This is a genomic window from Deinococcus rhizophilus, from assembly GCF_030271215.1.
GTDB lineage: Bacteria > Deinococcota > Deinococci > Deinococcales > Deinococcaceae > Deinococcus > Deinococcus rhizophilus.
The window spans coordinates 1-18,546 of sequence record NZ_JASNGB010000007.1; the positions used below are offsets into that span (position 1 = coordinate 1).

An 18,546-nucleotide genomic window follows, 5' to 3' on the forward strand; every position below is an offset into this window, starting at 1 on the left:
CCGTGGAGGCGGTGACCGCCTGGGCGCGGGAGGCGCGGCTGCCCGCCGGGCTGGTCTGGAGCGACCTGCTGGGCGTGGGGTGGGAGGTCCGGCTGGAGCACCGGGTGCGGGCGGTGCCCGACGCGGACCTGGGGGCCTTCGGGTCGCACGTGCCGGGCGCCGCCTGGGCCGACGCCGCCGACTCCTCGCCCCCGCTGCTGGACGCCATCCGCGAGCAGGGGCTGCTGGAAGAGGCCTTCCGGCCTCGGCCCCGGTTGCGCGGGGTGGTGCGGGCGCGTCCGCTGGAGGAGGTGCCTGCCGCCGCCCGCACGGTGACCGTGCTGCGGGCCTCCGCCGGGCCGCCCCCCACCCTGACCCCGAAGGGCCGGGAGGCCTGGGCGTGGCTGGCCGGGCAGGGTCCCCAGCCCACCCTCGCGGCGTGGGCGCGGGGAGCGGGCGTGGGCAGCGGCGTGGTGAACGGGGTGCTGAACGCGGGCGGGGCGGCGTATGTCCGGGAGGAAGCTCCCCCGCCCCCCGCCTGGACCTGGCTACGTGAGCATGGTCCGGTGGACNACCCTGACCCCGAAGGGCCGGGAGGCCTGGGCGTGGCTGGCCGGGCAGGGTCCCCAGCCCACCCTCGCGGCGTGGGCGCGGGGAGCGGGCGTGGGCAGCGGCGTGGTGAACGGGGTGCTGAACGCGGGCGGGGCGGCGTATGTCCGGGAGGAAGCTCCCCCGCCCCCCGCCTGGACCTGGCTACGTGAGCATGGTCCGGTGGACTCGCTGAGCGCCTGGGCCTCCCTCGCCTCGGCGGACGGGGTGGGGCTGACTCCCACGGCGGCGGGCACCCTGGCCCTGCGCGGCTGGGCGGACACGGTGCAGGAGGTCGCGCCGCCCCCCAGCCTGACCCCTCCGGTCCCGGCCCCCGGGCACGCCGACCCCGACCGCCTCCCCGAAGCTCCCGCCTGGCGGCTGCACGGCGGGCGCCCGGCCTCGCGCTTCCGCACGCTGGCTCCCCGCATCGCCCGGTTGCTGGGGCAGGGACGCGGCGTCCTCGTCCTCGCGCCCGACCACGCCACCCTGCGCCGCGCCTGGGAGGGCCTCTCGGGGCTGGCCCAGGCGGCGGGGACGCGGGCGGTGCAGGTGAGCGGGGCGCTGAACCCCGAGGGACGCGAGCACACCTGGCACCTGATCCGCACGGGCGCGGCCCGGCTGGTGATCGGGAGCTACCTCGCCCTGGTGACCCCGCTGGAAGACCCCGCCCTGATCGTGGTGCTGGAGGAGGGCAGCGACGCCTACAAGCTCCAGTCGGGCTCGCGGGCCTTCGTCCCCGACGTGGCCGCGCGGGTGGCGGCCGCCCACGACGCGGCCCTGGCGCTGGTGGGGGCGGCCCCCGCCGCCGAGAGCGTGCCCCTGCCCGGCGCGGTGCTGCCCCCGCCCCGGCTGCGGCTGCATGTGGTGGATTACGCCCACCCGCCCGAGCAACCCGAACTGGGGCCGCTGTCCTCGGTTCACCTCACGCCCGGCGACCTGGGGTATCCCCTGAGCCACGACCTCGTGCGGCTGCTGCGGCAGGTGCAGGAGCGCGGACGGCAGGCAGCGCTCCTGGCCCCCCGGCGGGGCTACTCGGCCCTGCTGCGCTGCCCCAGTTGTGACCACACGCCGGGCTGCCGCAACTGCGACGTGCCGCTGCGCTTTCACCAGGGCACCCGGCAGCTCACCTGCCACCAGTGCGGCTACCACGAGAGCGTCCCCGACCGCTGCGACGAGTGCGGCGAACAGATGTGGAAGGCCCGTGGTCCCGGCACCGAGTGGATCGCCGCCGAGGTCGCCCGGCTGGTGCCCGGCCTCCCGGTCTACCGCTGCGACCGCGACCGTCAGGACGACCTCTCGCCCCTGCACTCGGGGGGGAGCGGCGTGGTGGTGGGCACCCAGCTGCTGCTCTCGGGCGAGGCCCCGCCGAACCTCGCCCTGATCGGGGTCACGCTGGCCGACACCTGGCTGAATGTCTCGGACTTCCGCGCCTCCGAGCGCTACCACCGCCTGCTGCGGCAGCTGGGCGAGTGGCACGCGGGGCGTCCGCCGCTGCTGGTGGTGCAGACCTTTCAGGCCGAGCACCCCGCCCTGCGGGTGATGGTGGACGGCAAGGACGCGCTGGCCTACCCCGCCGCCGAGGAACGCGCCCGTAAGGCCCTGGGTTACCCGCCCCACGCCCGCCTCGCCCAGGTGGAGGTGGCCGCCCGGGAAGCCCGCCGCTCGAAAGAGGTCGCCGCCGAGGTCTTCGACGCCCTGCACGGGGCCGGAGCCGCCGAGGGTGAGGTGCTCGGCCCGGCCCCCAGCCCGGTCGCCCGGCTGCGCGGCGTCTACCCCTACCACCTCTTGCTGCGGGCGCGGAACGATGCCCGCCTCTCCGAACTGCTCGCCACGCTGGACCGGCCCTGGCGGGCGCGGGTGCGGGTGGACGTCAATCCCCGGGGGGGGCTGTAGCCCAGGGGGTTCTGCCGCTCCCCCCATTGGGGGGGTCCTCATTTGCGCTGCCCAGCTGAGAACAACCTGAGACACTGCTGATGTGAGATTAAGAAGCCCACAGCGAGGTTCCTGGCGTCCGGTGCTTTTGGCGCTGGCGCTGGTCCTCCCCGCGCTGCCGCCTCTGTCGTTCGGTTCGGTGGCGCTGGCAGCGACCCAGACTGAGCAGTCGGTGCAGGTGCAGGGGCAGGCGCCCTTCACCGGGAATGTGGCGGCGGCACGGCAAGCGGCCATCAATGACGCGGTGCGGACGGCCATCGAGCAGGTGCTGGGTGCCTACATCAGCACGTCGAGCACCCTGCGCAGCACCGACGAGTTCGAGCAGTTCCAGCAGCGTCTGATGAAGCGCTCGGATGGCTTTGGTCGCGTGACGCAGGTGCTGGCCGAGGGTCAACAGGGCAGCCTCTACACTGTGACCGTCCGGGTGGTCGTGGCCCGCCCCAGCCTCGAACAAGAACTCAAGGTCTTTCTGGCGCAGAAGGGCGACCCGCGCATCATCGTGGCAATTCCCGAGGAGATCCTGCGCCGGGTCGTCCCTGACCCCGCCGCCGAGACCGAGGTGCAGCGGGCCCTCATCGCCGCCGGGTACCGGGTGGTGGACCTCAAGCAGACCGAGCTGAACGCCCTGCGAGACGTGCTGCGCGGCGGCAGCCTGAGCAGTCAGGCGCTCGGCGACCTCGCCACCCGGTTCAAGGCCGACCTGCTGATCACCGGGGAAGCCTTCGCGGAGGAATACGGCACCGTGCTCTCGCAGCGGGCCTACACGTCCCGACTCGAACTCAAGATCGTGGACCTTGCCACCGGGCAGATCATCTTCAGCGACGCTTTCACGGGGACGGGGACGGCGCCCACCGACGCGGTGGCCGGCAAGGCCGCACTGCAGAACGTCGCCAAGACGGCGGTGCCCGCTCTGCCCGGTGCCCTGCTCGGGTGGCTCAGCGGCAGCGGCAAGGCCGCCGGGCGCACTTTCAGCGTGCGGCTGGTCGGCGTGCCCAGTTTCCGTGCCCTCAACGACACCCTGGCCTCGCTGCGGGCCACGGCCGGGGTGAGTGCGGCCCTGAACCGCCACTTCGACGCGGCGGGTGCCCAGGTGGAAGTCGAGTACAGCGGCTCCCCTGAGGACCTCGCTGGCCTGCTCGAGGACCTCGGCCTGTCTGTCACCGGCCTCAGCGCGGGCGAGATCACCGTCTCGTACCGCTAATACGGATTCCGATTGAACAATTCTAAAAACTGTTCAATCCGGGCACAGCGAGCAGGAAATCGCATAAACCCTCACCCCAAGGAGAACCCATGCAGAAGGTGCTGATCACCGCCGCCCTGTGCGCCGGGCTCGCGCAGGCGCAGGCCGCCGACACGCCCGTCACCCCCCAGCAGTTCGTGAACACCGAGGGCGTGCAAGCTGCCTACACCGTGCGGGGCGACCAGCTCAGTCCGGTGGACGCCCTCGCGCTGATGCGGCAATGCACCCTGTCCGGCGCCTCGCCCGTGGACACCAACCGTGACGGTCGCAACGACACCCTGCGCGTCTACGGTTTCGGCATCGTGCCCGCGCAGGTGTATCAGGCGCGGGGAGTGACCGCGCTCGCTCCCGCCATGCAAAAGGCGGAGCTGCGGGCCAATGGCGCCGCCGCCGAGTTCTTCGGGGGCCTGCGGACGGCGGTCGCGCGGGGCCTGGACACCCAGGACACCACCGCCAGCGTCGTGGACGGCGGCGACCTGAAGCTCTCCAATCTCGCCGTGGAAACGGTGCGCGAGAGCATCCGTACGGGCGCCCAGGCCGTGCTGCGCGGCGGCCGGGTGACCGGGCACCGTCTCGTCAGCCTGGGGACCCAGGGGCTATGTGTGGTGGCCCGTTACGAACTGCCGCTCGATCAGCGCTCCGCTGCCGCCGCCTCGCCTGCCCCACGCGGTGCCCTGCCGGGTGGTCCGGCCCCGGTCGGTTCGGGCTTCCTCCTGCCCCCGCCCGGCACCAGCGGCGACTTCTGACCGTTTCTGTCCCTCGCCCTCTCAACTTCAAGGAGCCTCTCATGACCCACCTGCGCCTGCTCGCCCTGACCCTCGCCCTCGCCGCGCCCGCCGCCGCTCAGACCACGGCCACCCCGGCGGCTCCGGCCACGCCCGCGCCGGTCACTGCCGCCCCCGCCCTGCCGCAGGGTCAGGTCAACATCGCCGTGGGAACCTTCCGCTGCAAGGCGGCCAGGTGCTCGTCTGATCTGGGCGACGGCATCTCCGACGCCCTGACGACCGCGCTGCTGAACACCGGCAAGTTCGCCGTCTACGAGCGCGAGAACACCGGGCAGCTCACCGAGGAAGCGTTCCTGAGCGGCGGCGCGGCCTTCGAGGGCACCGATCTCCTGATTTTCGGCTCGATTACCCAGTACGAGCCCGAAGCGTCCTCGGGCGGGATCAGCTTCATGGGCCTGTCCCTGGGGCAGAAGAAGAGCACCGTCGCCATGGACCTGCGAATTGTGGACGTAAAGACCCGGCGCATCATCGGCGGTACCCAGGTCAAGGGCGAGGCGCAGGGCAGCAGCTTCAACCTGAGTGGCATCCTGCCCATGAACCTTGGTGGCAAATCCAGCCCGCAGATCGAGGCGGCCATCAGCGCGATGCTGAACGACGCCGTGCAGCAGCTGCTGCTCAAGGTGCCCGCAGGCTACTACCGCAACTGAGCGAGGGGCCTGGTCAGGCTGGGGAGTTGGGGACGCTGCGGTCCCATGTCCCCGGCCTGACCCTTTTCTTGACCTTTTTCCGGCCCATCTGCCCCGCCGGGCTAGACTGCCCCGCATGATCCGCCTCGCCGTGCTCTCGGACCTGCACGCCAACCTGGAGGCGACGCTGGCCGTGCACGCCGACGTGCAGCGACGTGGCCTGAACGAACTCTGGGTGCTGGGCGACCTCGTGGGCAAGGGGCCGCGCCCCCGCGAGGTCGTGGAATGGACGCAGGCCCACGCCACCCGCGTCATCCAGGGCAACTGGGACGCCCGCGTCGCCGGGGCCACCAACCGGCCCCAGGACCTCTGGCCGCGCTCCCGCCTGACGCCGGAGCAGCTCGCCTACCTCGCCGGGCTGCCCTACGGCATCGAGGAACAGTTCGGGGGGGCGTGGTGGCGCTTTGTCCACGCCTCCAGCAAGGGCCTGTTCCACCGCCTGTATCCGCACTCCAGCCTCGCCGAGCAGCTCGACGCCTACCTGCCCAACCCGCAGTTCGCCCTGCGCCAGCACGCCGACGCGCTGGTCTACGCCGATGTCCACGAGACGCTGATGCTGGACGTGGAGGGCCGCCCGCTGATCAACACGGGCTCGGTGGGCAATCCGCTCGACAGCACGCTGCCCAGTTACCTGATTCTGGAGTTCGACCCCAACGGTCCTGCCCACAGCGCCACCTTCGTGCGCCTGACCTACAACCGCGACGCGGAAATCGCGGCGGCCGAGGCCAGTGGTATGCCCTTTACCCGCGAGTACATCGCGGAGCTGCTGACCGGGGCGTACCAGAAACGGCGGGCGCGAACGGGGGAGTAGGGCGAGGAAGCAAGGGGCACCCTGGCAGGTGGACCGTGGAAAGAGCAGACCCCGCACGCGGCGGGGTGTGTGCGGTTCTCTCTGGTCTGCGTTCCGCGCTTTACGCTCCCAGCTCCCCCCGTTCCCGCATCGCTTCGCGCAGCTTGGTCGGCTCCAGCAGGCTCGCGCCCGCCCCGTAGCGGCGCTTCACGGCGCTCTGCACCAGCCACAGCGCCAGGGCCACCCCCGCGAGGCTGATGACCAGTCCCGGCACCCGCATGATCGCGTTGACCTCGGCGACCTGCGCGTTGAAGGCGTCCGAGCCGAACCCGGCGGTCACGCGGGCATAGTTGACCACGCTGTTGACCACCCCGCCGATCAGGTCCACCACCGCAAAGGCCACCGTCGCCCCGACCAGTCCCCGGTGCACCAGGGGGTCGCGCATCGCCTGCTGGCTCGCGGCCCGTTCCTCCGGCTTCTCGCCCAGGCTCGCGGCGTCCAGAAACACCCGGAAGAGGGGCACCCGCGTGCCCGCGCTGATCAGGAAAAAGAGGCCGACGAGGTACGACCGCGCACTGTCTTTGATCGCGTACCAGAAGCCGTCCACGTACCAGAACGCCAGCGCCCCCGAGAAGATCGCCCCCGCCCCGCCGATCAGCGCCACCGGGCTGACATTGCGGTTCACGAACAGGTCGACGAGGACATACACGACCGGAATCAGCGCCGCGATCACGTAGGCCTTGATGTTCCCCGCTGTGCCCCCGCCCAGCAGTTCTGCCACGCTGATGCCAGTGGTCAGGATGTTCGGACTCAGGATCAGGATGGGAATGACGAGCGTGAAGACGAGGTCCCAGACAGTCTTGGGAACCCCGGTGCGCGGACGGGCGGCGGGGGAGGGCGCGGTCATGGTCGCTATTGTCTCACCCGCACATGTGGCGTGTGGCCTGCCGCACGTGGGAGGCAGGAGCGCAGGCTGAGACTCGGGCCCCTTCAGAGCATGGGGCAGAATGACGGCCCCCGGGGCACAGCACCCCAGGCTGCCCCATACTCCTGTCCCATTCCCTCGCTTCGCTCGGCCAACGAATGCGGAACGGCACCGCATTCTTATGGCAAATGCGCTAGTGGTCGTGCCCGTGCCCCGTCTGCCCCCGCTTGCCGCTGACCTCCTCACGCACCTCCGCGACCAGCAGGGTGCAGGCTTCCGCGCAGGGAATCGCGCCGGGAACGCCGCTGAAGACTGTGCTGCCCAGGCGCTCGCCCGCCCACAGCCGGGTCTTGAGGCACCTGCTGCACACGTCCCTCGCCACCTCTTCCACCTGCTCGGGGGTGGCGCGGATGACCTTGGTGTAGATGCCGGTCTGGCGGCGGGCGGTGGTGGGCCACGGGGTCGCCCGCAGGTTGTGGGTGTGGTGGGCGTAGCTCTCCTCGACCACGGCGGGGTAGAGGTTGTGCACCGCGCGGGGCAACTCGGCTTCCGTCAGGATGGCCCGCCAGCCGCGCGGCAGATTGCGCAGGGTGTGGACCGGGCGGTGGTGCCCGCCCTCGTCGCGGCGGGTGTGGTCGCGCAGGCCCTCGACCGTCACCAGCGTCTGGAGGTCGGCGGCATGACGGCCCTCGTCCAGCGCGTGCCTCAGCTCGAACATGCCCGCCTGCGGGGTGATCAGCGCCTCCCCGATACGGGTGCCCCGGCGGGCCAGCGCGAGAAAGGCTTCCCACGCCTGAGCGTGCGTCCGGTCCTCGTCGCCGCCCGCGCCTGACGCTCCCCGCGCCTCCTGCGCGAGCTGCAGCACGACCTCCGCCACGTCGGGGTGGGTGCCCACGGGCGCGGCGTAGTAGACAGTCTGCGGGGCGTTCGGCGTGTCGGCGAACTCGGTCACCTGCCCGGTCAGGCCCATGTCCTCGGGAATCGTCTCCAGCGTGTGCCACCCCTCCGAGGCGAAAAAGGGCACGACCACCACGCGGGAGGCCTTCACAGCTTCCGGCCAGGTGCCCACCCTGGGGTCCTCGTCCAGAAAGAGGGCGTGGACCTCCGCGAAGTGGCCGGACTCACGCAGGCGCCCCGCATTCTCGTAGACCACCCGGTTGGAGTTCTGGTTGCGGGTGGTGCCGTGCCCCAGCACGATCAGGGCGGTGTCCTCGGGGTTCAGGTCGGGCAGCGCCTCGCGGGCGCGGGCCAGGATCACGTCCGACATGGCCGGGTGAACCCCATAGGGCAGCGTGTAGCGCACGGTCTTGCCGCCCAGGACGCGGCCCACGCCCTCCGGCGGCACCGGGCCCTGGTGGCCCAGCCCCAGCTCGCGCGGAATCACCGTCTCGGTAAAGTAACCCTCCGAGATGAACATGGGAATCACGGTCACGTCGGTGCTGCGAACCGTTCTCAGCACCTGCCGCAGCGAGGGTTCTTCCTTCCAGTACCCCTCCACCACCTCGTCGTACAGGCCGCGTTCCCGCAGCAATTCCGCGTAACGGTAGACGGCTCCGGCGGACTCGCCGTTGAGGTGCGAACCATGGCCGATCAGGACGAGCGAACGCATACGGCGGGCACTCTAGCAGCGCTCCCGCCGCGCGATTGTCCCCACGGCTCAGGTCTGGCCTCGCCCCGGCCCGCAACGTGACCCCGGCATGAATCTTTCCAGCAGCCCCCCTCACGCACGCCCGGCTCCGGCTGCTTAGGGTGGGGAGGCAGCCCAGATCCTTTTCCCCCCCCATTCCCAGGAGGTAATCCCATGTTCTTCCAGCAACGTGACCGCCACGAGCAGATGGCCCGCCTTGACCCCCGCGACACCAACATGGACGGCGTGGTCAGCCCGCAGGAAGCGGCGGCGTACATCCAGGACTACATGCGGGACGCCTCCCCGCAGGAGCGCGACCAGATCATGCGCGAGTACTTCTCGCAGATGAGCCCGCAGGATCGTCAGCAGATGGGCGACGCGATGGTCCAGAGCCCCTACAGCCCGGTGCAGAACGTGCGCTACGACGACCCGGGCGACCTCGCGGACGCCTACACCCGCACCGCGCAGGCCCCCGCGCAGGACGGCCGCAGCCCGCTGGAAGCCGCCTTCGGGCAGGGCGGCGCCCTGGGCAACCCCATGGTCAAGGCGGGCCTCGTCGGCCTCGCGGCGATGATCGGCTCCAAGATGCTGCGCCGCTGAGGGAGTCATGTTCCCCCGCGCCTCTGGCCCCAGTGCCGGGGGCGTTTTGACGTTGGGCTCCTGAGTGCGGACGGTTCCTGAGTGCGGACGCCTCCTGGGTGCGGGGCAGTTCATGAAGGCCGCCGGGAGGCCAGCACACCGCCCGCGCCCGCTACAATCGCCCGCGACATGCCCCTCTCGTACCTCACGCGCATCGCGCAGACGCCCGCGCCCACCTTCGACGAGGGGGAGCGGGGGGCGCTGATAGCGGCGCTGTGGCAGGAGCTGGGCTACCGCACCGAGCGCGACGAGGTGGGCAACGTCCTGACCCGCCTGACCCCGCCGGGCACCGAGGGCAGGCCCGCGCTGCTGCTCGCCGCGCACCTCGACACCGTCTTTTCCCGCGCCACCGACGTGACGGTCCGCGAGGAAGGCGGCAAGCTGATCGGCCCCGGCGTGGGCGACAACAGCGCGAGTCTCGCGGTGCTGACCGCGCTGCTGCGCGACCTGCGCGGGGGGGCCGGGGAGGGGCTGCGACGCCCGCTGTGGGTCGCCGCCAACGTCGCGGAGGAGGGTTTGGGCGACCTGCGGGGGGCCAAGCACCTGCTCGGGGCGCACCGCGAGCGGCTGGGGGCCTTTGTCGCCGTGGACGGCTACCTGGGGGTCGCGGTCACCCGTGCGGTGGGGGTGCGGCGCTACCGCGCGACCTTCGTGGGGCCGGGGGGCCACTCCTGGGGAGATCAAGCGCCGAGTGCGCTGCACGCGCTGGGCATGGCGGTTCACGACCTCTACGCCCTGCACCGCCCGGTGTCGCCGCGCACCACCCTGAATGTGGGACTGGCCTCGGGGGGCACCAGCGTGAATTCCATCGCTGGAAGCGCCGAAGTGCTGCTCGACCTGCGCTCGCTGGACCCGGAGCTGCTGGCCGACCTCGACCGCCGGGCGCAGGGGGTGCTGCACGCGGCGGCCCGTGCGGTGGGGGTAAACCTGCGGCTGGAACGGGTGGGCGACCGCCCCGGCGGCGAGCTGGGGTCCGGGCCGCTGCTTGACCTCGCCCGTGAGGCCGCCCGCGAGGGCCGCACCGAGTTGCGGCTGGCGTCGAGCAGCACCGACGCCAATGCCGCTGCCCCCCACGGCCTGCCCGCCATCGCCCTCGGCGTTTACCGGGGCGGCAACGCCCACCGCGAGGACGAGTGGGTGCAGGCCAGCAGCCTGGGGCCGGGGCTGCGCTTCCTGTCGCGGGTGGTCTCGCTGTACCAGCGGCGCCCGGTGGCCTGAGGCGGTCCCGCCCCGGGCCGCTTTTTTTGTGACCTGCACGGCATTCCCGCCCCACCAACTTCCCATCTGCTCGGGGCAGAATGGGGGGACCCATGAACGCCAACCTGCGCCGCGCCCCGGCTTCCGGCCTCACGGCCCTCCGTGCCCTCACCCTGATGGTGGCGGCCTCGTTTGCCGCTCCCGCGCTCGCGCAGGCCGCGCCGGTCTCGCCCGCGCAGGACGCCTTCGACCGGGTCAACCGCCTGATTCTGGAGGAGTACGGCGGCCTGTCCACCGTGGACCGCGCGGCGCTGGGCCGCGAGTACCAGGCCCGGCTCGACGCGGTGTGTGCGCCGACGCCCCTGAACTGCCCGGTCGCCAAGGCCTACCCGGTGATCGAGGCGCAGCTCACGGCGCTGGGCGACGAGCACAGTTTCTTCCAGACGCCGGAGGACTTTCAGGACTTCCTGGCGAGCGCGACCGGCGGCAACCGCTTGCAGTTCGGCGTCAAGCTCACCCGGCTCGACGGCGAGAACCGGGTGGTGCTGGAGGTCGTGCCCCAGAGCGCGGCCGAGGAAGCGGGCCTGAGGCGCGGCGACCTGCTGCGGACGCTCGACGGCAGGCCCTACACCTACGCGGCGCTTCAGCAGGCCCGGCGCGACGGCCGCGCGATCCGGCTGGAGGTGGAGCGGGCCGGGCAGCCCCTCACGCTGACCCTTCAGTCGCGCGAGAGCAGCACCCGCGACCTGCCCCGACTGAGCTTCGCGGGGGCGGCGAACAACGTGGCGGTGCTGCGGATTCCCACCTTCCTGTCGGGCGGCGGCATCGCGCAGCGGGTGCACGACCTCGTGCGCGATGCCCGCGAGGGCGGGGCGACGGGCCTGATCGTGGACCTGCGCGGCAATCCGGGCGGCAGCCTCGCGGAGTGCGACAGCGCCGTGAGCGCCTTCGTGCCGTCCTTTGCGCGGGTGGCGCGGGGGGCGCAGGGCGAGAGCCGCACGGTGGTCAGCCGGGGTCTCCGCCTGGAAAACGGCCGGAACGTGGGCGGGGTCCGCACCCCGCAACTGTGGACCGGGCCGCTCGCGGTGCTGGTGGACCGGGGCAGCGCCTCGTGCAGCGAGTTCTTCGCCTTCGAGATCCAGCACGCCGGACGCGGCCCGGTGATCGGCGAGACGACGGCGGGCGTGGGCAACACCGCCACCCGCGTCTTTCCGGTGGGCGAGGACGCCGCCCTGCAACTCACCATCCTGAACTACGCCAAGCCCGGTGGGGACGCCTACCCTGACCGCGTGAAGCCTGACCAGCCCCGCGAGCAGAGCGAGGAGGACGTGCGCCTGCTCACGCGCGGCCAGGACACCCTGCTCGCCGCCGGGGTGCAGGCCCTGGTGACGGCCCCGCCGCTGACGCTCGACCCCCAGACCGCCCGCTGACTTGTCTTCCGTGGCCCTCCCGGACGCTTCACAGCCGCCGGGAAGGCTTTCCCGTGGCCCAGCCCAGGAGCAGGCCGAGCAGCGCCGGGAGGGTGAACAGCAGCAGGAAGCCCAGCGTGTCGCTGTCTCCGATCAGGTTGCCCAGCGGTCGGCCCAGCGCCACGTTCAGCGGGCTGCCCAGCCACGCCAGAGCGGTCCATACCCCGCCTTCCAGTCCCCGCGCCTCCACCGCGTTTTCCAGCCAGCGCACCCCCAGCAGCCCCAGGGTCTGGAGTGCGAGGGCAGGCAGCAGCACCAGCACCGCGCCGGGTCCCCGCACCGCCCGCCCCGCCAGGAACCCCAGCAGCAGCGGCCCCAGGACCGGCAGCCAGCCCACCAGCAGGGCGACGAGCAGCAGCATCCCCACGTGGATCCAGAGCATGGCCCCAGTGTAGTCCAGCCGCCCTGATCCCCGCCCGGACGCTGGCCCCCTTGCCGTGAAGAGGGCGCGCCCCCCCCGCGCTTAGCCTGCGGCCTGCTCGGTCTGCTCGCGGGTGGGCACCTCGCGCAGCGCCCAGCGCAGGCCCAGGGCGGTCAGGACCCCCACGCCCATCAGCGAGAGCCAGGGCAGCAGCGGCAGCCCGATCCGGGCGCTGAAGTCGATCAGCCCCCCGCCCACCACGTTGCCCACCGCGCCCCCCAGTCCCAGACTGATCGCCGAGAAGCCGAAGTAGCTGCCCGTCAGCCCGGCGGGGGCCAGCCGCGCGGTCAGGGTCTGCTGGGTGGGGTAGACCACCATCGTTCCCAGGCTGTAGAGGGCGACGCAGGCCAGCAGTTGCCCAAAGGTCACCGCGAAGCCCATCAGGCCCAGGCTGGTCGCCACCGCGAGCACCGCCGCGACGAGCGCCACCCGCGTCCGGACGCGCCGCTCCACGAACCTGAGCAGCGGGTATTGCAGCACCACCGCCAGCCCCGCCGAGAGGCCGTACAGCGGTCCGGTCGCCCCCGGCCCCGCGAGCGAGACCGCCTTGAGCGTGACCGCCACGTTGAGCTGTGTGCTGAGCAGGAAATACCCCACCAGCACCAGCGTGAAGCGGCGGAAGCGGCGGTCCCGCGCAGCGGTCCTCAGGCCCGCGAGTCCCCCGGCCACAGCCCCCTCGGGCTTGACGTGGGGCAGGGTGACGGCGAGCACGGCGGCGGCGACCAGGTACACGCTCCCCGCCGCGAACGCCGCCGTGCGGAAGCCCAGCCCCAGCAGTGCCGCGCCGATCAGCGGCCCGGTCACCATGCCCAGGTTGCCCGAGATGCTGGTCAGGCTGAACATCCGGGTGCGGTGCTCGGGCCGGGTGACGGCGGTGATCGCCGCGTTCTTGGGCGCGTCGAACAGCCCGCCTCCCAGCCCCGCCAGCACCGAGGCCGCCAGCAGCACCGGCAGCGTCTCCGCGAAGCCCATCCACGCAAAGCCCAGCGTGCGAATCAGGCACCCCGCCAGGATCAGCGGCTTGGGGCCGATCCGGTCCGCCCACGCCCCCCCGAACACCGTCAGCCCCTGCTGGGTCAGTTGCCGCAGCCCCAGCACCAGTCCCACGCTCGCCGCCGCCCACCCCAGCTCCTCCACGAAATGCACCGTGACGAGCGGAATCACCGCGAAAAAGCCGCCCCACATCAGGAAATTGGCGGCGATCAACCCGAGCTGCGCCCCCGAGGGCCGGAAGGGGAGGGCGGGGGCGGGCACGGTCACGCGGGCGAGTGTACGCCCGGGCGGATGGGGGCGCCCCGCTGCGCCCTACCCTGTCCCCATGCCCCCCCAGCTTCAGCCCCTCGGCCCTGGCGTCCTCTCCCTGCCCGGCGCGGTGAACAGCGTGGTCGTGGAGGGGGAGGGGGGCCGCGCCCTGCTGGTGGACACCGGTCTGGACGGCGCCCACACCCGGAGGCTGCTGCGGGCGCTGGAGGGGGCCGGGCTGACCCCGGCCGCGATCCTGAACACCCACAGCCACGCCGACCACCACGGGGGCAACGCCTTCGTCCTGAGCCGCTTTCCGGAATTGCCGGTGTACGCCCCGCCGCTGGAGGCCGCGATCATCCGCCACCCGGTGCTGGAGCCTCTGTCCCTGTGGGGGGCCGCGCCGCCCGCCGAGCTGCGAACCAAGTTCCTGCTGGCTCCCGCGAGCCCCGCGCAGGAGATCGGCCCCGGCGTGCAGTTCCCTGGCGGGGTGGAGGTGGAGTTGCTCCCCGTCCCCGGCCACGCCGCCGGGATGTACGCGGTGCGGGTGGGGGCGGTACTGTACGCCGCCGACGCCCTGTTCGGGCCGGAGGCGCTGGGCAAACATCCATTGACCTTCTGCGCGGACTCGGCGGGGCAGAAGGCGTCGGCGGCGGCGCTGGGTGAACTGGAGGGCGTGCGCGTGGTCCTGCCCGGCCACGGCGACCCCATCCCCGACCTCGCCGGGCTGGTGTCGGCCAACCTCGCCGCCTATGCCCGCACGACGGACGCGGTAGCGGCGGCGCTGGCGCAGGGTCCGGCCACGGTGGACGAGCTGCTGGCGCGGGTGGGCGCTGGGCTGGGCGTAACAGTGACAACCCCCGGCGCGTGGGTCCTCAACCGGGCCGTCGTCAGCGCCCACCTCACCGAACTGCTGGGCCTGGGAACCGCCGCGCTGGACCTGGCGGGCGGCGTGCTGCGAGCGCGGCAAGCGTGAAGAAAGCCCGTATGGGTGCCTCCCGGCCGGGAGCGTAGCGTGGCCGCATGACCAGAAAGAGTGCCGGAACCAAGGCCGCCGCGGGCAGCAAGGGCGCAAGCCGCAGCAAGGGCACCGACGCCGGGGCCATGCCGCAGGGCGAGGCCAAGGCCGACGCCGCCCACCTGAACACGCCGCACAACCAGCTCGTGGACCACGGCTACCTCTCCGAGGAGGAGTTCGGCACTGTCAGCGAGACCCTGCAGCGCAACCTCGCCACCACCATCAGCCTGTACCTCAAGTTCAAGAAGTACCACTGGGACATCCGGGGCCGTTTCTTCCGTGACCTGCACCTCGCCTACGACGAGTTCATCGAGGAGATCTTTCCCGGCATCGACGAGCAGGCCGAGCGGCTCGTCGCGCTGGGGGGCAGCCCCATCGCCGCGCCCGAGGACATCGCCCGCTTCAGCATCGTGCGGGTGCCGCAGGAGACGGTGCGCGACGCCCGCACCCAGGTGGCCGACCTCGTGGGCGACCTGACCCGCGTGGCCCGGGGCTACCGCGACGACTCGCAGACGGTGGACGAGGCCAACGACCCCGCCACCGCCGACCTGTACAACGGGTACGCCGCCACCACCGACAAGATCCGCTGGATGCTTCAGGCGATGATGGACGACGACCGGATGAACTGACGGCTGAGTGACGGCTGAGCCGCCGGAAGCCGCAGGAGACCACCGGGCCGCCCCGGTGGTTTTCTCCAGACCGAGAGAGGAGCCCCCATGCCCCGCCCCAAGTTCGACTACTCGCTGAACTACGCTGAACTCGATCTGCGGGCCCACCCCGAGCTGTACCGGGTCGGAATCGGCGAGCAGGGCGTGCTGCTGGTGCAGCCGTACAAGTCCGAACTGCTTCCGCACTGGCGCTTCGCCACTCCTGAGGCCGCCCGCCAGAGCAGCGAGACCATCCACGCGATGTTCCTGGAGTACCTGCGGGCCGGGGACTTCGTGGGGGCGGACATGGCCCGCAAGTTCCTGCAGATGGGCTTTACCCGCTCGCGCCGCTACGCCAACCACCGGGGCGGCAAGAAGTACGACGGCCCCGTCCCCGAGGACAGGAAGGGCCAGTCCGGGGCCCACGGCCGCGCCGAGTTGCCCCGCCAGCCCGAGGACCCCGTCAAGGCCGAGTCCGCCCGCATCTTCAAGGCGAAGTGGGACGAGGCCGAGGCGAACGAGGAGTATGCCCGCCTGAAGCGCGAGCACCGGGAGCGGTACGGTTGACGAATACCGCATACCGCGCTAGATTGGTTCCATCACCGCCCGAAGAGGCGGCTTTTTTATTGCCCTGTCTTTATTGCTCTGTCCCGGCCTCCAGCGCCGCGAGGTCGGCGGGCGTGTTCACGTTGTGGAGGGCCTGCGGGCTGACCCGCGTGGCAGCCTCATGGGGAAGGGTTACCGCGTCCCGCGCGGCGAGGCGCAAGCGGCGTTCGCCCCCGTCCAGCAGGGCGGTGACGTGGAGCAAGAGGTCCGTGTGATACAGCGCCCCCAGCGGTTGCGCTCGCCCCGCCGCGTCCAGGGTGAGGACCGACCGGGCCTCCGGCGTCCGCGCCCCGGCCAGCAGCGCCCAGTAGGCTGGGGTCAGGCGGGGCAGGTCCACCCCCGCGAAGGCGACCCAGCCCGGACCCATGTGCCGCTCAGCCGCGAGGAGGGCGGCCTCCAGCGCCGCCAGCGGTCCATCGCCGGGGCGGGTATCGGGAACCGGGCGCCAGCCGGGGAGGGCGTACCGTCCGGGTGGCGCGACCAGCAGGCGCAGCGGGCGGTCCTCCAGACTCGCGGCGACGTGCTCCAGCAGGGTTCGCCCCTCCAGCCGGGCGAGCGCCTTGTCCGTCCCAAACCGGCTGGAGCGGCCCCCGGCGGTGAGCGCCCCGACGAGGTCCAGCCTCCGGGTCGTTCCTGGGGTCATCCCTCCAGCCGCCGCATCGCCCAGGCCACGAAACGGGGCAGCGGGCGGCCGTAGGGCGGGTACAGGAAGCGCACGCCGCTGCCCCGGCCCTCGTGCAGCACGGCCCGCTCGTGGCTGAAGGTCCGGAAGCCGTACTCGCCGTGATACCGCCCCATCCCGCTGGGCCCGACCCCCCCGAAGGGCAGGTGCGGGTTGCTGAGGTGGACCACCGTGCCGTTAACGACCAGGCCGCCGCTCGTCGTCTCGCGGCGAACCCGCTCCACCGCCGCCCCGTCCCCCGCGAAGGTGTACAGGGCAAGTGGGGGGTCCAGCCGCCGCACCAGCGCGAGCGCCTCACCGAAGTCGCGGTAGGTCAGGACCGGCAGGACCGGGCCGAACAGTTCCTCCGCCATCAGGGGCATGTCCGGAGTCACCCCCGTGACCACCGTGGGCGAGATGAAGCGCGAGGCGGGATCGAACTCGCCGCCCAGCTCCACCCGCGCCCCCATCGCCACGCTGTCCCGTGTCAGGCGCGAGAGCCGCTCCACGCTGCGGCCGTCCACCATCCGCCCGTAGTCGGTGCCCATTCGCAGCCGCTCGGCCTCCCCGAAGCGGTGGGGGATGACCTCGCGCAGCCGGGCCAGCAGGCTGGTTTGCAGCACCTCCGGCACCAGCACGTAGTCGGGGGCCACGCAGGTCTGCCCGGCGTTCAGGTATTTGCCCCAGGCCAGCCGCTCGGCGGTGAGGTCCAGGTCGGCGCTCTCGTGGACGATGGCGGGGCTCTTGCCGCCCAGTTCCAGCGTCACGCCCGTCAGGTTGGGCGCGGCGGCGGCGAGCACCTTTTTCCCGATGGCCCCGCTTCCGGTAAAGAAGATGTGATCGAAGGGCAGCTCGGTCAGCGCCCCCGCGACCCCGGCATCCCCCTCCACGACCGCGACCAGCCGGGGCTCGAAGACCTCCTCCAGCAGCCTCCGCAGGGCGCGGGCGGTGGCGGGGGCCTTCTCGCTGGGCTTGAGGATCACCGTGTTGCCCGCCGCGAGGCTGGCGATCAAGGGGACCAGCGCGAGGTTGACCGGGTAGTTCCACGCGCTCAGGACCAGGGTGACGCCGCGCGGCTGAAAGTCCACCTCGCTGCGGGTGCCCAGCAGGGTGCCCGGCGTGCGGACCCGGCGGGGGGCCATCCAGCGCGGGAGGTGGCGCACGGCGTGGTTCAGCTCCTCCATCGTGGCGTGCAGTTCGGTGATCTCCGACTCGGCGCGGCTCTTGCCCAGGTCCAGCGCGAGCGCGTCGGCCAGGGCAGTCCGGTGGCGCTGGATGGCCGCTCCCAGCCGCCGCAGCAGGGCCTGCCGCTCGGCGGCGCTGGCCTGCCCGGCCCGCCAGCGGTGCCTGCGCTGCGCGTCGAACAGGGCCTGAAGGTCGGCGGACGTGGGCTGCGGCATGGGACCCCTCCCGGAGTGCGAGAAGCAGAGCGAGACGACGAACCTGGACCGGGTCCAGGGTAAAGCATCCGGCGGGGCGGGTGATGCCGGGTTGCCCCGCCCTTCACCGCCGCCTCAGAGTGCAGTGTGGGCGACACTCTGGCCCGTGCAAGCGGCCCCACAGTGGGGCCTGCCCGCCCCAATTCGCCCTGTCGTTCGGAGGTTTCCCATGAAGACGCGCTTCCTGCTGGCCCTGTCCCTGCCGTTCGCCCTCGCCTCCTGCACCATGATGCTGCCGGGCAGTCCCTACGCGCTGGGCAAGCAGCCTGCCGCCGATGCCGCCGGGGTCAATCCCAGCGGGACCGTCCGGGCCACGGTCTCGGGCACCACAGTGATGACCGAGGCGCGGGTGATGGGCCTCGCGCCCAACCAGAACTACGTCGCGCACTACCACCTGCAGGGCACGGCGAGCACGGCCCCCTGCGCCAGCAACGGCGCTCCCATCCTGAGCACCGCGATGGTCGGCCGGAGCGACGCGAGCGGCATGCTGACGCTCTCGAGGAGCGTGCCCCGCGCCGACGTGATGAACGCGACCTATTACAACGTCCACACGGCCGCCGACGCTGCGGGCACCCCGGCCGACGCGGGCGTGGCCTGCACCGCCGTGCGTATGACGGGGATGTAAAGCCCCCCTTTCCCCGCGCACCCTGCC

General features: G+C 72.2%; 17 protein-coding genes and 1 pseudogene. 12 read left to right on the forward strand and 6 right to left on the reverse strand.

What is annotated here, in order from left to right; genetic code table 11:
* Positions 1-2: 2 nt before the first annotated feature.
* From priA to QOL99_RS01830, 5 genes and pseudogenes are all read left to right on the forward strand, one after another.
* A pseudogene (gene priA / locus QOL99_RS01810) lies at positions 3-2,463 on the forward strand (replication restart helicase PriA).
* Between the two features lie 121 nt (positions 2,464-2,584).
* On the forward strand, positions 2,585-3,703 hold the full coding sequence (locus QOL99_RS01815) for a flagellar assembly protein T N-terminal domain-containing protein (protein WP_407650132.1): 1,119 nt from the start codon (positions 2,585-2,587) through the stop codon (positions 3,701-3,703).
* An 89-nt stretch (positions 3,704-3,792) separates the two neighbouring features.
* On the forward strand, positions 3,793-4,488 hold the full coding sequence (locus QOL99_RS01820) for a hypothetical protein (RefSeq protein ID WP_285520909.1): 696 nt from the start codon (positions 3,793-3,795) through the stop codon (positions 4,486-4,488).
* 41 nt (positions 4,489-4,529) lie between these two features.
* Positions 4,530-5,174 carry a CsgG/HfaB family protein gene (locus QOL99_RS01825; RefSeq protein ID WP_285520910.1) on the forward strand — a complete coding sequence of 215 codons (645 nt, stop codon included), beginning with the start codon at positions 4,530-4,532 and terminating at the stop codon, positions 5,172-5,174.
* Positions 5,175-5,289: 115 nt separating this feature from the next.
* Positions 5,290-6,024 (forward strand): metallophosphoesterase family protein, encoded by a 735-nt coding sequence (locus tag QOL99_RS01830; protein WP_285520911.1) that lies wholly within the window; start codon positions 5,290-5,292, stop codon positions 6,022-6,024.
* Between the two features lie 100 nt (positions 6,025-6,124).
* Here QOL99_RS01830 and QOL99_RS01835 read toward each other — a convergent pair whose 3' ends face one another.
* Complete coding sequence (locus QOL99_RS01835; protein ID WP_285520912.1) at positions 6,125-6,910, reverse strand: VC0807 family protein; 786 nt, start codon at positions 6,908-6,910, stop codon at positions 6,125-6,127.
* Between the two features lie 211 nt (positions 6,911-7,121).
* A complete protein-coding gene (locus QOL99_RS01840) occupies positions 7,122-8,537 on the reverse strand; it encodes a DR2241 family protein (RefSeq protein WP_285520913.1) in 1,416 nt (471 codons plus the stop codon).
* Positions 8,538-8,729: 192 nt separating this feature from the next.
* Between QOL99_RS01840 and QOL99_RS01845 the strand changes: the two genes are divergently transcribed.
* The 3 genes from QOL99_RS01845 to QOL99_RS01855 all read left to right on the forward strand — a co-directional run bounded on the left by QOL99_RS01845 (position 8,730) and on the right by QOL99_RS01855 (position 11,821).
* Positions 8,730-9,155 carry an EF-hand domain-containing protein gene (locus QOL99_RS01845; RefSeq protein WP_285520914.1) on the forward strand — a complete coding sequence of 142 codons (426 nt, stop codon included), beginning with the start codon at positions 8,730-8,732 and terminating at the stop codon, positions 9,153-9,155.
* Positions 9,156-9,323: 168 nt separating this feature from the next.
* Positions 9,324-10,412, forward strand: coding sequence for a M20/M25/M40 family metallo-hydrolase (locus tag QOL99_RS01850; protein ID WP_285520915.1), 1,089 nt, complete (start codon positions 9,324-9,326; stop codon positions 10,410-10,412).
* Positions 10,413-10,504: 92 nt separating this feature from the next.
* Entirely contained in the window at positions 10,505-11,821 is a 1,317-nt protein-coding gene (locus QOL99_RS01855; protein ID WP_407650133.1) for a S41 family peptidase, read from the forward strand.
* A 28-nt stretch (positions 11,822-11,849) separates the two neighbouring features.
* On the opposite strand, the gene QOL99_RS01860 is transcribed toward QOL99_RS01855, so the two are convergent.
* Both QOL99_RS01860 and QOL99_RS01865 read right to left on the reverse strand, forming a co-directional pair.
* A complete protein-coding gene (locus QOL99_RS01860; protein WP_285520916.1) occupies positions 11,850-12,242 on the reverse strand; it encodes a hypothetical protein in 393 nt (130 codons plus the stop codon).
* 81 nt (positions 12,243-12,323) lie between these two features.
* Entirely contained in the window at positions 12,324-13,541 is a 1,218-nt protein-coding gene (locus QOL99_RS01865) for an MFS transporter (RefSeq protein ID WP_285520917.1), read from the reverse strand.
* 58 nt (positions 13,542-13,599) lie between these two features.
* On the opposite strand from QOL99_RS01865, the gene QOL99_RS01870 reads away from it, so the two are divergent.
* From QOL99_RS01870 to QOL99_RS01880, 3 genes are all read left to right on the forward strand, one after another.
* Positions 13,600-14,499, forward strand: coding sequence for an MBL fold metallo-hydrolase (locus tag QOL99_RS01870; RefSeq protein ID WP_285520918.1), 900 nt, complete (start codon positions 13,600-13,602; stop codon positions 14,497-14,499).
* Between the two features lie 47 nt (positions 14,500-14,546).
* Positions 14,547-15,170: a Dps family protein gene (locus QOL99_RS01875; protein WP_285520919.1), complete on the forward strand. Its 624-nt coding sequence runs from the start codon at positions 14,547-14,549 to the stop codon at positions 15,168-15,170.
* Between the two features lie 87 nt (positions 15,171-15,257).
* Complete coding sequence (locus tag QOL99_RS01880; protein WP_285520920.1) at positions 15,258-15,755, forward strand: DUF4385 domain-containing protein; 498 nt, start codon at positions 15,258-15,260, stop codon at positions 15,753-15,755.
* A 70-nt stretch (positions 15,756-15,825) separates the two neighbouring features.
* Here the strand turns inward: QOL99_RS01880 and mobA are convergent, their stop codons facing one another.
* The gene (gene mobA, locus QOL99_RS01885) at positions 15,826-16,437 is read right to left on the reverse strand and encodes a molybdenum cofactor guanylyltransferase (RefSeq protein ID WP_285520921.1); all 612 of its coding nucleotides are present in this window, start codon (positions 16,435-16,437) and stop codon (positions 15,826-15,828) included.
* A complete protein-coding gene (locus QOL99_RS01890) occupies positions 16,434-17,855 on the reverse strand; it encodes an aldehyde dehydrogenase family protein (protein ID WP_285520922.1) in 1,422 nt (473 codons plus the stop codon). The genes mobA and QOL99_RS01890 overlap by 4 nt, the downstream gene beginning before the upstream one ends.
* 208 nt (positions 17,856-18,063) lie before the next feature.
* Here QOL99_RS01890 and QOL99_RS01895 point away from each other — a divergent pair, with 208 nt between their 5' ends.
* Positions 18,064-18,519 carry a superoxide dismutase gene (locus QOL99_RS01895; protein ID WP_285520923.1) on the forward strand — a complete coding sequence of 152 codons (456 nt, stop codon included), beginning with the start codon at positions 18,064-18,066 and terminating at the stop codon, positions 18,517-18,519.
* Positions 18,520-18,546 lie beyond the last annotated feature (27 nt).

Coding starts and splice junctions, on each gene's coding strand:
- QOL99_RS01820 (WP_285520909.1), top strand. CDS start 3,793: ATGCAGAAGGTGCTGATCACCGCCGCCCTGTGCGCCGGGCTCGCGCAG.
- QOL99_RS01825 (WP_285520910.1), top strand. CDS start 4,530: ATGACCCACCTGCGCCTGCTCGCCCTGACCCTCGCCCTCGCCGCGCCC.
- QOL99_RS01830 (WP_285520911.1), top strand. CDS start 5,290: ATGATCCGCCTCGCCGTGCTCTCGGACCTGCACGCCAACCTGGAGGCG.
- QOL99_RS01835 (WP_285520912.1), bottom strand. CDS start 6,910: ATGACCGCGCCCTCCCCCGCCGCCCGTCCGCGCACCGGGGTTCCCAAG.
- QOL99_RS01840 (WP_285520913.1), bottom strand. CDS start 8,537: ATGCGTTCGCTCGTCCTGATCGGCCATGGTTCGCACCTCAACGGCGAG.
- QOL99_RS01845 (WP_285520914.1), top strand. CDS start 8,730: ATGTTCTTCCAGCAACGTGACCGCCACGAGCAGATGGCCCGCCTTGAC.
- QOL99_RS01850 (WP_285520915.1), top strand. CDS start 9,324: ATGCCCCTCTCGTACCTCACGCGCATCGCGCAGACGCCCGCGCCCACC.
- QOL99_RS01855 (WP_407650133.1), top strand. CDS start 10,505: ATGAACGCCAACCTGCGCCGCGCCCCGGCTTCCGGCCTCACGGCCCTC.
- QOL99_RS01860 (WP_285520916.1), bottom strand. CDS start 12,242: ATGCTCTGGATCCACGTGGGGATGCTGCTGCTCGTCGCCCTGCTGGTG.
- QOL99_RS01870 (WP_285520918.1), top strand. CDS start 13,600: ATGCCCCCCCAGCTTCAGCCCCTCGGCCCTGGCGTCCTCTCCCTGCCC.
- QOL99_RS01875 (WP_285520919.1), top strand. CDS start 14,547: ATGACCAGAAAGAGTGCCGGAACCAAGGCCGCCGCGGGCAGCAAGGGC.
- QOL99_RS01880 (WP_285520920.1), top strand. CDS start 15,258: ATGCCCCGCCCCAAGTTCGACTACTCGCTGAACTACGCTGAACTCGAT.
- mobA (WP_285520921.1), bottom strand. CDS start 16,437: ATGACCCCAGGAACGACCCGGAGGCTGGACCTCGTCGGGGCGCTCACC.
- QOL99_RS01890 (WP_285520922.1), bottom strand. CDS start 17,855: ATGCCGCAGCCCACGTCCGCCGACCTTCAGGCCCTGTTCGACGCGCAG.
- QOL99_RS01895 (WP_285520923.1), top strand. CDS start 18,064: ATGAAGACGCGCTTCCTGCTGGCCCTGTCCCTGCCGTTCGCCCTCGCC.